General features: G+C 38.6%; 15 protein-coding genes. 9 read left to right on the plus strand and 6 right to left on the minus strand.

What is annotated here, in order from left to right; all coding sequences use genetic code 11:
* The first annotated feature begins 169 nt into the window (after nt 1–169).
* The 4 genes from I6F49_RS09010 to I6F49_RS09025 all read left to right on the plus strand — a co-directional run bounded on the left by I6F49_RS09010 (nt 170) and on the right by I6F49_RS09025 (nt 1,584).
* Entirely contained in the window at nt 170–403 is a 234-nt protein-coding gene (locus tag I6F49_RS09010) for an EF-hand domain-containing protein (RefSeq protein WP_002961641.1), read from the plus strand.
* 24 nt (nt 404–427) lie between these two features.
* Nucleotides 428–655 carry a hypothetical protein gene (locus I6F49_RS09015; RefSeq protein ID WP_197179927.1) on the plus strand — a complete coding sequence of 76 codons (228 nt, stop codon included), beginning with the start codon at nt 428–430 and terminating at the stop codon, nt 653–655.
* A gap of 446 nt (nt 656–1,101) precedes the next feature.
* On the plus strand, nt 1,102–1,338 hold the full coding sequence (locus tag I6F49_RS09020) for an EF-hand domain-containing protein (protein ID WP_149593610.1): 237 nt from the start codon (nt 1,102–1,104) through the stop codon (nt 1,336–1,338).
* A 9-nt stretch (nt 1,339–1,347) separates the two neighbouring features.
* A complete protein-coding gene (locus I6F49_RS09025) occupies nt 1,348–1,584 on the plus strand; it encodes an EF-hand domain-containing protein (protein WP_166420479.1) in 237 nt (78 codons plus the stop codon).
* A 50-nt stretch (nt 1,585–1,634) separates the two neighbouring features.
* On the opposite strand, the gene I6F49_RS09030 is transcribed toward I6F49_RS09025, so the two are convergent.
* On the minus strand, nt 1,635–2,087 hold the full coding sequence (locus I6F49_RS09030; RefSeq protein WP_166420480.1) for an energy transducer TonB: 453 nt from the start codon (nt 2,085–2,087) through the stop codon (nt 1,635–1,637).
* A 205-nt stretch (nt 2,088–2,292) separates the two neighbouring features.
* A complete protein-coding gene (locus tag I6F49_RS09035; RefSeq protein ID WP_166420481.1) occupies nt 2,293–2,814 on the minus strand; it encodes an energy transducer TonB in 522 nt (173 codons plus the stop codon).
* A gap of 173 nt (nt 2,815–2,987) precedes the next feature.
* On the opposite strand from I6F49_RS09035, the gene I6F49_RS09040 reads away from it, so the two are divergent.
* Both I6F49_RS09040 and I6F49_RS09045 read left to right on the plus strand, forming a co-directional pair.
* Nucleotides 2,988–4,664, plus strand: a complete 1,677-nt coding sequence (locus I6F49_RS09040; protein ID WP_197179929.1) for an amidohydrolase — start codon at nt 2,988–2,990, stop codon at nt 4,662–4,664.
* Between the two features lie 103 nt (nt 4,665–4,767).
* Complete coding sequence (locus I6F49_RS09045) at nt 4,768–5,445, plus strand: FlgO family outer membrane protein (protein ID WP_166420483.1); 678 nt, start codon at nt 4,768–4,770, stop codon at nt 5,443–5,445.
* 54 nt (nt 5,446–5,499) lie between these two features.
* Here I6F49_RS09045 and I6F49_RS09050 read toward each other — a convergent pair whose 3' ends face one another.
* On the minus strand, nt 5,500–6,339 hold the full coding sequence (locus I6F49_RS09050; protein ID WP_166420484.1) for an HDOD domain-containing protein: 840 nt from the start codon (nt 6,337–6,339) through the stop codon (nt 5,500–5,502).
* A gap of 295 nt (nt 6,340–6,634) precedes the next feature.
* Here I6F49_RS09050 and I6F49_RS09055 point away from each other — a divergent pair, with 295 nt between their 5' ends.
* Nucleotides 6,635–8,335, plus strand: a complete 1,701-nt coding sequence (locus I6F49_RS09055) for a dipeptidyl-peptidase 3 family protein (protein ID WP_166420485.1) — start codon at nt 6,635–6,637, stop codon at nt 8,333–8,335.
* A 55-nt stretch (nt 8,336–8,390) separates the two neighbouring features.
* Here I6F49_RS09055 and I6F49_RS09060 read toward each other — a convergent pair whose 3' ends face one another.
* Nucleotides 8,391–8,924, minus strand: coding sequence for a fused DSP-PTPase phosphatase/NAD kinase-like protein (locus I6F49_RS09060; protein WP_166420486.1), 534 nt, complete (start codon nt 8,922–8,924; stop codon nt 8,391–8,393).
* A gap of 203 nt (nt 8,925–9,127) precedes the next feature.
* Nucleotides 9,128–9,526 carry an HIT domain-containing protein gene (locus tag I6F49_RS09065; RefSeq protein WP_197179931.1) on the minus strand — a complete coding sequence of 133 codons (399 nt, stop codon included), beginning with the start codon at nt 9,524–9,526 and terminating at the stop codon, nt 9,128–9,130.
* A 111-nt stretch (nt 9,527–9,637) separates the two neighbouring features.
* Between I6F49_RS09065 and I6F49_RS09070 the strand changes: the two genes are divergently transcribed.
* Nucleotides 9,638–11,863 (plus strand): S9 family peptidase, encoded by a 2,226-nt coding sequence (locus I6F49_RS09070; protein ID WP_197179933.1) that lies wholly within the window; start codon nt 9,638–9,640, stop codon nt 11,861–11,863.
* Nucleotides 11,864–12,007: 144 nt separating this feature from the next.
* Entirely contained in the window at nt 12,008–13,645 is a 1,638-nt protein-coding gene (locus I6F49_RS09075; protein WP_166420489.1) for a methyl-accepting chemotaxis protein, read from the plus strand.
* Nucleotides 13,646–13,718: 73 nt separating this feature from the next.
* On the opposite strand, the gene I6F49_RS09080 is transcribed toward I6F49_RS09075, so the two are convergent.
* Nucleotides 13,719–15,239 (minus strand): M17 family metallopeptidase, encoded by a 1,521-nt coding sequence (locus I6F49_RS09080; protein WP_197179935.1) that lies wholly within the window; start codon nt 15,237–15,239, stop codon nt 13,719–13,721.
* Nucleotides 15,240–15,350: the final 111 nt, after the last annotated feature.

The following is a 15,350-nucleotide window of genomic DNA, read 5'->3' on the forward strand; positions in this document are numbered from 1 at the left end:
CAACATCACCAAATAATGTTGCAAAAGGCACACAAAAATTACAATAAACCCCGTAAAAATTTCTCACGCCCTTGAAGTGAAAACAATAACCACTTGAAAAATAACAACAATTATTATTGGCGCGATTTTTGTAATAGGAGTAATAACTTTAATCAATAAGGAAATAATTATGAACAAACGCATTTTAGTAATTTCATCATTACTGGCTTTAGGCTTTTTAGGCGCTAATGCACACGCAATGGACGTTCACGCGACTTTTAACGAGCTTGATAAAGACAGTAACGGCACATTAAGTGAAGCCGAAGCAGGTGAAGATGCTGTTTTACACGAGAATTTTTCTCAAATTGATACCAATCAAGATGGGCAATTGTCGCTAGATGAATTCAAAAAATTTATTCAATAAACTCATTTAATAAGGAACGTGATTATGAAACAACTTATAGCCGCTTTTTCATTAATGTTTTTAGCAATTAGTGCCACCGTAATTGCATCGCCAACAAACGTGCGTTTTGCCCACTTAGATAAAGACATGGACGGGCAAATATCAATTGTAGAAGCAAAGGAAGACAAGGAAGTAATGAGACAGTTTGCCGACTTAGATGAAGACGGTGATGAAAAAATCTCAAAAAAAGAATTTGAAGGCTTTAAACCTTAGGGCCTGTTGATCTTTCAAGGTTAAATTTGCAGCAGTCTGTTTGGTATTTAGGCAAGGCAGAGCCTATGCAGTGTGGTTATTCCCCATAAATGGGCGATAACGTAGCATTAATGCCAAACAGGCGCTGCCCAAAGGGTTCTTCCTAGGGGCTACTTACTCTTTGTTGCTCGGTTTTTACTTAGCCCACTAGGTTACAAATCTCGCGCCGCGATTAAATAGCCCCTAGTTTGAACAAATTTTAATCCGCAAAGATCAACAGACCCTAATGAGTAATTACTGATTAAGCTTTACTTAAGCTTGTTATAGGTAGACTGGAATTAAAAGCATTTGCCATAATCCCTGAGGGAGTGTGTAAAAGGATTTAATGTTGGGAGTTAAATTACGGCAAGTGCTTTTTCCTCTTATTTCAGCCACAAAATTTTAATACATCTTTTGGAAGGAACGCCATGAAGATACTTTCTCTAGTTATAAGCATTTTAATGCTATTAAGTTTTGATGCCGCTGCACTTGATGTAAAGCAACGCTTTGATCACCTTGATAATGACAAAAGTGGCTATCTGACACATGACGAACTTGATCCCCAACCACAACTTTTAAACACATTTGTAAAATGGGATAAAAATCAAGATAACCAAATTTCGTTAATCGAATTTAAAAATTACCTTACTAATAACCTCTACTGAGTATTTTTCATGAAAAAAACAAGCTATATAACGCTTTTTGCGTTTAGTATTTTTAGCACATTAGGCTTTGCTGCAAGCAACAATGTTGCAGAGCAATTTGAAAAACTTGATAGAAACCAGGATGGTTTTTTAACACGCGCAGAAACAGCAGTAGATCCCGCTCTTTGGTCTCGGTTTTCAAGCTACGATCAAGACAAAGACGGTAAGCTAACGCTAAGTGAATACAGCTTATACGCTAGCAAATAATACTAAAGCTAGGCAAAACACCTAGCTTATTATATTTATATTAATTACGTTCAGGCTTTATTTTTAGAACAATGCGCCAAATATTTTGCATCGGTAGGTTTTGGGCTTAACATAAAATCCATTTTAAGATAAGTTAAAATAGGTTGCTTACTCGTATTTTCAGCTGTCGCTTTCCAGCGCCATAAACCCACAGCAGCTGCCGCATTATTATCAAACACGCCCTCAGGGTAAGACGAGATAACCTTATACCCTTGGGCTTCACCTTGTGAATTAATTACCATTGCTAACTCAACACAACCTGAAATGCTTTTTTTTGCGGCTTCCAACGGGTATCGTGGTTCGACCCTTTTAGCAATATTCCAATACTCACCAGTTTTACTTCGAAGTTCGGGACTTGATAAATCAATAAAACTCGGCATCTCTTCGTTTGCTTGTTTATCAGATGTTGAGCTACATGCTGTTAGCAATATGCTCAACGGGAGTAATAAATAGAGAGCTTTCATAGTATTTCCTTATTCTTGATGCTTATTTAGTTATTTGTAATATTCGTATTAAACTCATACTCATACTCATACTCATACTCATACTCATCAGATTTTATAAAGGTTCGATCTAAAACGTTACACACACTTAAAGTAACTTTAGAGTGAGGTAAATAAGTACTTTTTTTCAAACCTTGTAATTTTTCTCGTTACTTGAAATGTTTCATCAGTAGGAGATTTTTTTTATTTCCCCTGTTACTAAAAATGTTTCACCAGCCGGACAATTTTTTAGATATTTTTTACCTACAGGTATTGAATCAATCATGAAATCAATTCTGATATGCGTAAGAACAGGTTGTTTAGCTACATTTACGGCAGTAGGTAGCCAAGCCCATGCACTTAAAGATCTCGCTGCGGCTTCATCAAATAACCCTTTAGGATATGAGGAAATTACTTTATACCCCTGCGCCTTACCCTCAGAATTAATAATAGTCATTAACTCTACACAGCCCGCTAAGCCTTTTTTTGCTGCCTCTACTGGGTATCGTGATTCAACTTTTGTAAAAATACTCCAATAGTCTTTCACCCTATCGCGCAGCTCAACACTTGATAAATCTATATAATTGCGTATTTCAGCATTTGATACATCAGTATGGTTTAGCTTTTCTACACTTTTATCTGCAGTAGGTGTCGATCCACATGCCGCAAGTAATGAAGTTAATGGGAGTAATAAATAGAGGGCTTTCATAGCGTTTCCTTATGCTTTATTGATTGTTTTACATACTAAATAATCACATCAATTACCTATTTTGTAAACAGTTAATATAGAGAAAAACCTTAGAATCAGGCTCTATCAATTCATTGGTATTATAAAATTAAGTTTGTTAATGTAAGTAAATTAACAATAAAAATTAAGTAACTATGTATCTCAGAAAAGTACTCAAACCGCTCATACTAGCCAGCTTATTTGCTGGCTCTAGCTATGCTATCGCACAGACAAAAGTAATTTATAACGCGAATGGTTATACCCCTTTATACCAAGGTGAAGTACAGCAATTCACTACCCTCGTTATTAAAAATGGCAAAGTAGTAAAGCTAGGTAGCGATACACTTAAAGATAGTTACCCAGACGCTAAACTAATTGATGCACACGGTAATACCTTATTACCTGGCTTAATTGATGCCCATGGGCACGTTATTGGCCTAGGAGATAACTTATCGCAACTTGATGTACGCGGTGCAAAATCAGTTGATGAAGTAACAAATAAACTAAAAATATTTGCCGATAAAAAACAAGGCTGGATTATAGGACGTGGTTGGAACCAAGAACTTTGGGCTGATACACGCTTCCCTACAGCTAAAGATCTAGACAAAGTAGTAAACGATCGACCAGTGGTACTTTCGCGGGTTGATGGCCATGCCATTTGGGTTAATTCAAAAGTGCTCGAACTTACTGGTATTACTGCTCAAACAAAAGCGCCTGATGGAGGTGAAATAATTAAAGACGAATTTGGTAATCCTACAGGTATTTTTGTAGATAAAGCAGAATCGTTAATTACCCAGCATATGCCAGCCCCCTCAAGGCAAGATATAAGTGACTCACTAGATGCAGCAGGTAAGCATTTATTAAGTTTAGGCATTACTTCTACTCACGATGCTGGCATTGATAAAACCACATGGGAAGTTTACAAAGAGCGCGGCGACCTTGGTAATTTACCGCTACGTATTGTCGCAATGTTAAGTGGTGCAAGTCCTGATTTAGGCACAATGTTAAAAGCAGGCCGATACCACGACAAAAATGATTTTATGGAAATTCGCAGTGTTAAAGTTTACGCCGATGGCGCACTGGGCTCTCGCGGCGCCGCTCTGATTGAAGAATATGCAGACAGATCTGGCCACTATGGTTTAATGCTTGAAACACAAGAAAAACTCGAGGCGCTCTTTACACAAAGCTTTAAAAGCGGCTTTAGCGCAAACACCCACGCAATTGGCGATAAAGCAAATAAAGTAGTACTCGATGCCTATCAAAATGTATTTAAAAAAACCGGCGGTATATTACTGCGCAATCGTATCGAGCACGCACAAATTGTAACGCCTGAGGATATCCCTCGTTTTAAAGCGTTAAAAATAATTCCTTCAATGCAGCCGGTGCATGCCACTTCTGATATGCATATGGCAGAGCAGCGTTTAACTGAAAAACAATTAAGCGGTGCCTACGCTTGGCAAACATTTTTAAAGCAAGGGTCTGTTGTTGCAGCAGGATCTGATTACCCTGTAGAGCTTGCAAATCCATTTGATGGTTTGTATTCAGCTATCACACGCATGGATCATAACAAGCTGCCTGAAAATGGCTGGCGTCCAAATGAAGTACTAAGCCGCGAAGATGCATTACGTGCATTTACTCTCGGAGGCGCTTATGCAGCTCATCAAGAATTTAAGGTGGGTAGTTTAGAAAAAGGAAAATGGGCCGACTTTATTTTAATTGATAAAGACTACTTTAAAGTGCCTGTTGACGAGATATACAAGACGAACGTGCTACAAACATGGGTAGCAGGTAAGCTTCGCTATAAAAAAGAAGAGGTTACAAAAGCACCATAATCAAAAATAAACAAATTAATTATTAAATTTAATTAAAGTAATCAAAAAGTGTGTCGATAAGGAGGGGTATTTATAAAATCCCCTTATGTTTCAGGAAGAAAACATGTTATCAAAAAAGATATCTCTTACTTTATCGACACTTTTTACACTTTCACTTTCAGCGTGTTCTACTCATCCCATTTATAATGGACATGCACCACAAAACAATATTGGCTATAATAACGCTCACAATCGCTATGCTGAATATAACCAGCCTCGCGTTAGTAACTGGCAGTTTCCTGAAAATAATTACCGCCCAATTAACAGCAGTAAGTTACTAAGTAATTATACAGAGCAATTAGCAATGAAGCTGATTGAAAATATGAATTACATAAATAGTAGTACGCCTATCGCTATCACTTCGTTTGTAAATTTAGACGATAACCTGCAAACCACTAATATTTTTGGTAATCATTTAGCTGAAAGCTTTATTACTGAATTACAAGAGTTTGGTTTGTCAGTTGTTGATTACAAACATACAGGTACAGTGCACGTGACGCCCTTGGGTGATTTTTCGTTTAGCCGAAATGGTAAAGACATTAAAGGCTATCCACATATTGAATACACCTTAACTGGCACACTTACGTACACTAATCGTGGCGTTATTGTTAATGCTCGTATTATTGGTGCTAAATCTAAAGTAGTGGTGTCATCAGCTAAAGGGTTTATACCAAGCTTTGTAGTTGAATCGCTATACCCCACTCGTAGAACCGATGGGATAGTATTAGACGCCATTCAATAAAAGCAAAAAGGGTTAACGCAAGTTAACCCTTTCTGTTTGTGTAATAAAACATGTTTAGCTAAACATGTTTTTCACATCAGTTAGCATATCGTTGTATTCATCACTTGTGAATAATTGCATAGATGGTATTACACCTTTATCTATATATGTTTGCAGCGCTGCCGATTTATCAGAAACTTGTAACGTCCCCTCTAAAATAGCCCCTACTCTTATAAAGTCTACGTAACTAACCTTATCAGGTTTGTAACTTGGATCTGCCCAGCTTAGAGCCACATCTACAAACTCTTTAGGAAACTCCCAAGCTTGCATGATGGATGAGCCAATTTTTCCACTCAACTTTTGAATTGCGTGAGCTAAAAAGCTTGGATTTGCAAATACTTCTGGGTGGCGCTCAGCTTCAGTTAAAATTGGTAATACACCAATATTATAAACAAGCGCAGCTAATGTAATTGAATCACGGTTTAATGAAGTGTGTTTATTGTTTTTTAAGTAAAACTCCATGAGTGTTATTGAATGGCTAGCAACCGTTAATGTTTTTTGCCATGCCTTACCCATGTAGCCTTTAATTAGCTCATTGTTTGATACAAATAATTGCTCCATAGCCATAGCCGTTGCAATATTTTTAATTTGGCGCAGTCCAATACGCGTCACTGCTTGATGCAAATTAGATACTTTTACAGAGCGTCCCATAATTGCACTATTAGCTACTTTTATCATACGAGCTGAAAGCGCTGGATCTTGTGAGATTACATCTGACATTTGCATTAAATTAACATCAGGGTTATCTGCAGCTTGGCGAACCTTAATCGCTACTTCAGGTAGCGTTGGTAAAACCAACGTATCGTTATTTATTCTATCGACTAGAATCGTTAATAAAGCGTTTTCTGTAGACATAAAGCTGCCGTCCTTTTGTGTTCAGCCTGTAAAGTAACTGCAAACTCAGGCAGTTAATTTTTGTATTAGTAATATAATTAGTATTGTCTAACTTACCGATAAAGTTAAGAAAATTATAGAAGTTTATTTTTATTTATAATGTTTTACCGCTCATGCTTGCCTTACAACGCCAAATACTTGCTATTTACCATTTAGTTTTGCTTTAATGCACTCACAATAAGGAAGCGTTTGTACGTATTTAGCCTTTTAACTAAAGCAGTACAATTATTAAACTTACTTTTTAACAGGCAATATAATGATCTTAAATAAAATTAGCCAAGCAATTATGCTCTCTGGTGTTGTTTTTCTTAGTGCATGTTCTGAACAAGCACCGTCTTCTACCGACAACACAGCCGTAGAGCTTGCTCAAAAAAGCAGTGCACAATCAGGTCCTAAGCTTATTAATGCAGATAAACAACGTTTAGATATTTACACCGACTTTAGCTTGAAAAGTGATTTATCACACTTGAGCGACAACCAAAGAGCGATGGTTGGAAAGCTTATTGATGCTTCAAAAATAATGGACGAGTTATTTTGGAAGCAATCTTTTGGTGAGAATAAAGATGCTTTTTTAGCAAAGTTAGGTGACGAAAAAGTACGTAAATTTGCCGATATTAACTACGGCCCATGGGACCGTTTAAATGGCGATGAAGCGTTTTTATCTAGCTATAAAGAAAAGCCTCTTGGCGCACAGTTTTACCCTGCCGATATAACTAAAGAAGAGTTAAACAATGCAGATGTTGAAGACAAAACAGGGCTTTACTCTGTAATTAAGCGTGATGAGCAAGGTAAGCTTTATAGTGTGCCATATTCAAAAGAGTATGCCGTTGAGCTTGCAAAAACAGCCGACCTTTTACGTGAAGCAAGTAAACTTGCCGATGATAAAGAGTTTGCTAATTACCTAAACCTGCGTGCTGACGCTCTACAAAAAGATGACTTCCAAGTTTCTGACTTTGCTTGGATGGACATGAAAAACAACCCAGTAGATGTGGTTATTGGCCCAATTGAAACTTATGAAGATCAATTATTTGGTTACCGTGCTGCTTATGAATCTTACGTACTTATTAAAGATTTAAAATGGAGCGAACGTTTAGCTAAATTTGCAGCATTTTTACCTGAACTTCAAAAAGACTTACCAGTTGATGCCAAGTACAAACAAGAAGTACCAGGCTCTGACGCCGATCTAAATGCCTATGATGTTGTTTACTACGCAGGGCATTCAAACGCGGGTAGTAAAACAATCGCAATTAACTTGCCAAACGATGAGCAAGTACAGCTAGAAAAAGGCACACGTCGTCTGCAACTTAAAAATGCAATGCGTGCTAAGTTTGACAAAATTTTAGTGCCAATTTCAGAGCAGTTAATTGTACCTGAGCAGCGTAAACACATTACTTTTGATGCCTTTTTTGCCAACACTATGTTCCATGAAGTAGCGCATGGTTTAGGTATTAAAAATACAATCACTGGTAAAGGAACTGTTCGTCAATCATTACAAGAGCACGCGAGTGCACTAGAGGAAGGCAAAGCCGATATTTTAGGTTTGTACATGGTTGAGCAATTGCTTAAAAAAGGCGAGATCACTGAAGGTACACTTGAAGATTACTACACGACGTTTATGGCTGGCATATTCCGCTCAGTACGTTTTGGTGCATCAAGTGCGCATGGTCAAGCGAATATGATCCGCTTTAACTTTTTTGCACAAGAAGGCGCGTTTTCTAAAAATGAAGCGGGCTTATATAGTATAAACATGGAAAAAATGAGCACTGCTATTGCTGACCTATCTCGCTTAATTTTAACCTTACAAGGTGATGGCGATTACGAAAAAGTAGATCAACTAATCGCAACTCATGGTGATATTAAAGAAGAACTTGCTAAAGACTTAGAAAAACTAAGCAAAGCAAATATTCCTGTAGATGTTACGTTTAAACAAGGTAAGGAAGTACTAGGTTTAAAATAACCTAGCACGGTGATAATTTAAGAGCGCTGTAGTTTATAACTGCAGCGCTTTTTTATTATTTATCGTTTACCACTTCACGCACTACAGGCTCTAGACTTTTCATACCCCAGCGTTTTCCTTTATCAAGCGCGGCCCCTACATCAAGACCCTGCTCATGTGCAGAAATTGCAATCAACGCTCCAACTCGATTGCTACTTGCGCAATGCACTAAAATCGATTCTCCCTCAAACTCATTAAGTAAGTTTGTTAAATTACGCGCATTTTCAACAGTAACATCCTTCGCACCTGCAATAGGTAATGCGTGATAGCTCATCCCTAAAGATCGCACAAGCTCACCTTCATCCCACGTTTGTTCACTAGAGGAGCGTAGGTTTATTACATGCTTTACACCTGCAAGTGACAACAGCTTAATTTGCTCTGCACTGGGTTGGGCAGCAGAGTAAACATGATTACTATGTTCAACTAAATTTTGTATGTCTGTTTTTTTAATAATTTCAGTGTTAACTGGCTGCTCAATTGCAACTGCAAAGTACCCTCCTGATAATGCGACAATAAATAAACCCGTACAAAGTTGATTGATTAGTTTCATTTTATTCCTTATTGATTAGAGTCTGTTGACCTTCAGTATTAAAATTTTTTCGACCTAGGGCAGCGCATATTTGGCATTTATACTACGTTATCGCCTATTTATGCGAAGCAGACGCACAACATAAACATAAACTCGGCCTTACCTAAAAACTAAACAGACTACTAAAAATTTAACCCCGAAAGATAAATAAACCCGAACAGCTATTAAAAATGGGTTTTTAATTTTACTATTTGATCATCAGTATAAGGGACTGCAGGAAATTTACCCCAAATTGGCGCAGGCCAAGCAGCATCAATCGTAAAGCGTGCAATATGGTGAATATGTAATTGCGGCACCATATTACCCAAAGCCGCTATGTTTAACTTATCAGGGCTAAACACATCCATTAATAATTTACTTAGCTTGGCTGACTCTTTTAAATACACAATTTGATCATCCTCAGATAAATCAATTATCTCTTTTAAGTTAGCCTGCCTAGGTACTAATACAAACCACGGATATTGGCTGTCGTTCAATAAAAGTACTTTACACAGCGGCCAATCAGCAAGTTCTATACAGTCGCGTTTAAGCTCTGGTGCAAGTTCAAATTTAGGGTTTGTCATTGTTATGTCCTACTTTGTCTTTAATAATCGCCACTTTATAGCATTTAGTTGCAGTTGCACACGCTTGGCTTTAACATCAAAGCAATATTTATAATAAGCTAAGGCAACCTTGTGCTAAAAAAAATAAAACACCTCTCACTAGCCCTACCGTTAATGGTTGGCGCTATTAGTGTTCAAGCAAAACCTTTATCGTTGGAACGTATTTTTGACGATCCAAGCCTGTCAGGTAAATCACCTGTACAACTTAAATTTTCGCCTGATGGCAGCCGTGTAACTTACCTGCAAGGTAAAAGCGATGACTACAACCGCTACGATTTATGGGAATACAATTTAAAAGATAACACCAATCGTGTGCTAGTTGATTCGGCAAAGTTATTTTCAGGCCCAGAAAACCTATCAGATGAAGAAAAAGCTCGCCGCGAACGCCAACGTATTTTTGGTAAAGGCATACTTGAGTACAAATGGTCTAAAGACGGTAAAGCACTTTTATTCCCACTTAACGGCGACCTTTACTATTACGATTTAGCCTCTGGTAAAAGTAAAAAGCTAACCGACACTGAAACATTTGAAACCGATGCACGCTTTTCACCTAAAGGTAATTATGTATCGTTTATTCGTGAACAAAATCTTTATGCTTTAGAGCTTGAATCAGGAAAAGAGATTCAGCTTAGTAAAGATGGCGGTGGCGTAATTAAAAACGGTATGGCCGAGTTTGTTGCTCAAGAAGAAATGAGCCGTATGACGGGTTACTGGTGGTCAGGGGATGAAACTAAAATTGCCTATACCCGTGTTGACGAAATCCCAGTAAAAGAAGCTATCCGTAACGAAATTTACGCTGATGAAGTTAAGTTATTCAACCAACGCTACCCGTTTACTGGTACCGATAACGTAAAAATTCAACTCGGTGTAGTTAAACTTAACGATCAAAAAGTAGATTGGATTGATTTAGGTAAAGATGAAGACATTTATATAGCGCGTGCTAAATGGCTAAAAGACGGCAATACATTGTCGTACCAATGGCAAAATCGTTCGCAACATAAATTAGAACTTCGTTTTTATAACAGCGAAACTAAAGCACAAAAAGTAGCACTAACCGAAAACAGCGATACATGGATTAATCTACATTTTGATCTTGAGTTTTTAAAAGACAAAAAGCACTTTGTATGGGCATCTGAGCGCGACGGTTTTAAACATCTATACTTATATCGCACTAACGGTCAACTTGTTCGCCAAATTACTTCTGGCGATTGGGCTGTTGATAGCTTAAAAGGTATTGATGAGAAAAAAGGCATTGTTTACTTTGCCGGTCGAAAAGATACACCGCTTGAAAGCCATTTATACAGCGCACCTTTATTTAAAAAAGGCGATGCTAAACGTATCACCGAAAAAGGTCAGTACCATAATGTTGTGCTAGCAAAAGACAGCAAAACCTTTATCGATAATAGCTCATCTGATAACACACCAAATTCAGCAGCGCTTCGCAAAATAAACGGCGAATTTATTACATGGCTTGAAGAAAACAAGCTAGATAGTAGCCACCCGCTTACCCCTTATTTAAGCGATTTAACAAAACCAGAATACGGCACAATTAAAGCCGAAGATGGCCAAGTTATGCATTACCGTTTATTTAAGCCAAGTAACGTAACCGATGGCAAAAAGCATCCTGTTATTGTTAATGTGTACGGCGGCCCGCATGCCCAACGAGTAACGAATAGCTGGCGCAGTAAAAACTTGTATTTTCAATACATGGCGCAACAAGGTTACGTAATTTTTCAACTCGATAACCGTGGTTCGTACAACCGTGGTAAAAAGTTTGAAGATGCTATTTATAAACACTTAGGTGTAGTGGAAGTTGCCGATCAAATTAAAGGCGTAGAGTTTTTACGTACACTTGATTACGTAGACCCACAACGCATTGGTGTTTATGGCCACAGTTACGGTGGCTACATGGCACTTATGACTATGTTTAAAGCGGGTGATTACTTTCAAGCAGGCGTATCGGGTGCTCCAGTAACCGATTGGGCTCTATACGATACGCATTACACTGAGCGCTATTTAGGTCATCCTAATACAAACGCTAAAGGTTATGAGGACAGCGCAGTATTCCCATACGCAGATGGCTTAAAAGGTCCATTAATGATTTATCATGGAATGGCCGACGATAACGTGTTGTTTACGCATTCAACTAAATTGTTTAAACAACTACAAGATAACGAAAAACAGTTTGAAATGATGACCTACCCAGGCTCTAAGCACAGCCTACGTGGTAAACAAGTGCAAACGCACTTGCATCAAACAATTACAAACTTCTTTAATCGTCATTTTGATGTTAAATAGTTAAACAAGTTTAAAAAGTAGACTAAAGGCTGATTGATAAATCAGCCTTTTTTTTGCATTAATGGTTGTTAAGCCTAGATTAAACTCTCTTTTTAGCTACGCTTATTCTATGCGCTAAAGCGCACACTTTTTGAGGATAAATGTATGCCTAGTTTACGTAGTTTTAGTATATTTCAACGTTTCTCGCTGCTCATAGCAATTGTGATATTTGGGCTTATAGCGCTTAGTGTAGCTAGCCTAACTCACCAATATAGCTCTCTTAAAAACGAGCAGTACCTTAAAACACAAAATGTAGTAGAAACTGCGTACAGTATAATCGAGCACTTTTATGACCTTGAGCAAAGTAACTCACTCACCCAGCAGCAAGCTCAAACGCAAGCTCTTGAAACAATAAAAGCACTGCGCTATGACAATACTAATTATTTTTGGATAAATGATTATCAGCCTACAATGATAATGCATCCAATGAAGCCTGCTCTCGATAATAAAGATTTAAGTAATAATAAAGATCCAGATGGCAAGGCGCTCTTTGTAGAAATGGCTAATATAGTTAAGCGTGATGGTGAAGGGTTTATACCTTATAAATGGCCAAAACCAGGTAAAGAAAAACCAGTTGAAAAAATCGCATTTGTTAAAGGTTTTAATCAGTGGCAATGGATTATTGGCTCAGGGGTTTATCTTGACTCAATAGACGAAGCATTTAGTGAGCAACGAAACCTTATAGTCGTCAGTGCAACAATTATGATTATTGCTGTTATTTTACTTAGTTACTTTATAGGCAAAAGCATTTTAATACCTACTCGTTTAGCAGCCGATATGATGAAAGATATTTCACAAGGCGAAGGCGATTTAACTCGTACATTAAATGAATCCGGTAACGATGAAATATCTGAACTATCACACTCGTTTAATTTATTTGTTTTAAAAATGCGAGAATCGCTTGTTCATGTATCACAAAGCGCAAGCGACGTAAGCGAGCATGCGCATACCGTTGACGAATCAAGTAAAACGAGCCACTCATTTATTGAGCTTCAAAACGATAGCTCAACCCAAGTTGCAGCTGCCATGGAGCAAATGACTCACCAAATACATGATGTGAGCCGTAACGCCGAAGCCGCAGAGCAAGCAGCTAAAGATGCAGCAAAAAACGCATCAACGGGTAAAAATGTGGTGGCGCAAACAATAACAGCCATAGAAACACTTTCAAGTAACATAGAAACCGTTAGCCGCGTGACAGAAGATTTAGCCAACGAGAGTCATAATATAGGTTCTGTACTTGATGTAATCAGAAGTATATCGGAGCAAACAAACTTACTGGCATTAAACGCCGCCATTGAGGCTGCTCGCGCAGGAGAGCACGGCCGAGGATTTGCAGTTGTTGCAGATGAAGTAAGAACATTGGCAAGCCGTACAGGGCAAAGCACAGACGAAATTCAAATCATGATCACTAAACTACAAGAAGGTGCAAAGGCAGCTGTTGAAGCAGTTAAATCAAGCCAAGCACTTTCGGTTTCTACCGTAGATCAGGCGTCGTCTGCCAATACTTCACTTAATGAAATAGAACGACTTGTTTCAATTATTACCGAAATGAACAGCCAAATTGCACGTGCTACAGAGCAGCAAACTCAAGCTGCCGACGAGGTTAATTTACGTATTAACGAGCTATCTCAATCAACAGAGCAGTCACTTAATAATACTAAACAGCTTACAAATGCCAGCGATAACCTTAAGCAAAGTAGCCAAGGGCTTTCGAGCGTAGTTAATCGCTTTAAATTAGATTGATAGCGATACCGTTATCATGAAACGCAAAAGCCCTGAATTAACAGGGCTTTTTTATTGCATGTAAGTTTTTAGCTTACAAACAGTAACGTGCAAACAAGCTCGTTACTGATGCGGCAGTTGGCTTACCGTGCTGCCAATCACCACCTTCAACACCGCTACCCGCAATATCCATATGCACATAAGGTAAAGGCTGTGCAGAGTCGTTACCGTGTTTATCAAGCCCACCAACAATAGCCATAAATGCCATTGGGAACTGATGACCACGAGCGGTAACAGCCGATGCCGCGTTATTGCTAGATAAAACATCGTCAGCTAGTGTGCGTGGTTTAATAAAGTCGTAATCTTCACGGCGAGAACGCGATACTTCAGCGCCATCAGCCCACAAATCTCCAAGGTCAGCAATTTGACGAGATACACCAGCGCTTCGAGCTGGGCCATTTTCAACATACGCACCGTAAGGACCCATTGCACGAGCCGCATGACCCGTTAATGTAGCAACAGTAAATAACGTTGGATTAACCTGCGTTTTAGCTAAATCTTTCATTTCGCTAAGTAGATCGCCCATTGCTAAACGCCCTTCTGCATCGGTATTACCAATGCGTACACGGATACCTTCGCGGCTAGTAATAATTTCATCTGGCACAAAACAATCTGAACCAATAGAATTACGAACAACAGCTAAATACGATACTACTTTAACGCCTTTAGGTTGGTAATCTGCAACAGCTTTCATAAAGCCCGCAACAGATGCTGCGCCGCCTTTATCACGGCTCATGCCTGCCATATGGCCGCCTACTTTTAGATCTGCACCGCCTGTATCGTATACAAGGCCCTTACCTACAAACATAAGTGTACGAGTAATTTCGCCCTCTGGTACATATTCAAGCTTAACAACACGTGGGTGATGGCGCTCAACTGCGTATGATGCACGAGCAACCGTACTTAGCATTGGGTAGTTTTTATCAATAGCAGTAATATCATCAATTACATCAACGGCCACATTTGAGCCTTTAAACAAATCAACGCAGTAATCAGCAAAACGCGGTGGAGCCATACGCTCTGGTTCAGTGCCACATAAATCGCGTGCTGCATACTGCCCTGCTGCAATGGCATTAACTGCTTTAATTGTTTGCTCGTTCGCGCCCATTAAGCCAATTTGAGTAATAGGCTCAATACTTTCACCGTGATATTCACGCGCCTCTAATGGCTGCCATAATGCTTGGCAAGCACCTAAATAAGCAACTTCTAGCGCATGTTGGTAACGGCTATCACCATTTAAATTTGGTAAAAATAATGTAGGATTAACACTACCCGATGCTTTTGCTTCGTTAATTGCTAGTTTAGCTGCATCAAAATAACGACGAACGTCGTCGTAATCTCTATTTAACGGACCGGTTGGCGCAAGTACAACGCGCTTGTTTTCAATCACTAATAAAGTAACTTGCTTACCAATGCGAGAATCAACTTTTGCCTGCGCTAAAATAGCGTCACGTAATGAATTGTTTGGTAATTGAGAAAAGTCATCACTAATAATAATAAGCGCATCATGAGATGTGCATTCAAGGCTTGCACTAACCGCTTGAGGGTATGCCATAAATAAAGTCCTGTTAGAAAACATAAGCCCCTATTATCGTCGATTTAAATATTGAAGACCAGCTAGGTGCGATGAGCTAATTATACAAGTTGCCAATAAATGGCAACTTGG

The sequence above is a fragment of the Pseudoalteromonas sp. SWN166 genome, assembly GCF_015864485.1.
Lineage (GTDB): Bacteria > Pseudomonadota > Gammaproteobacteria > Enterobacterales > Alteromonadaceae > Pseudoalteromonas.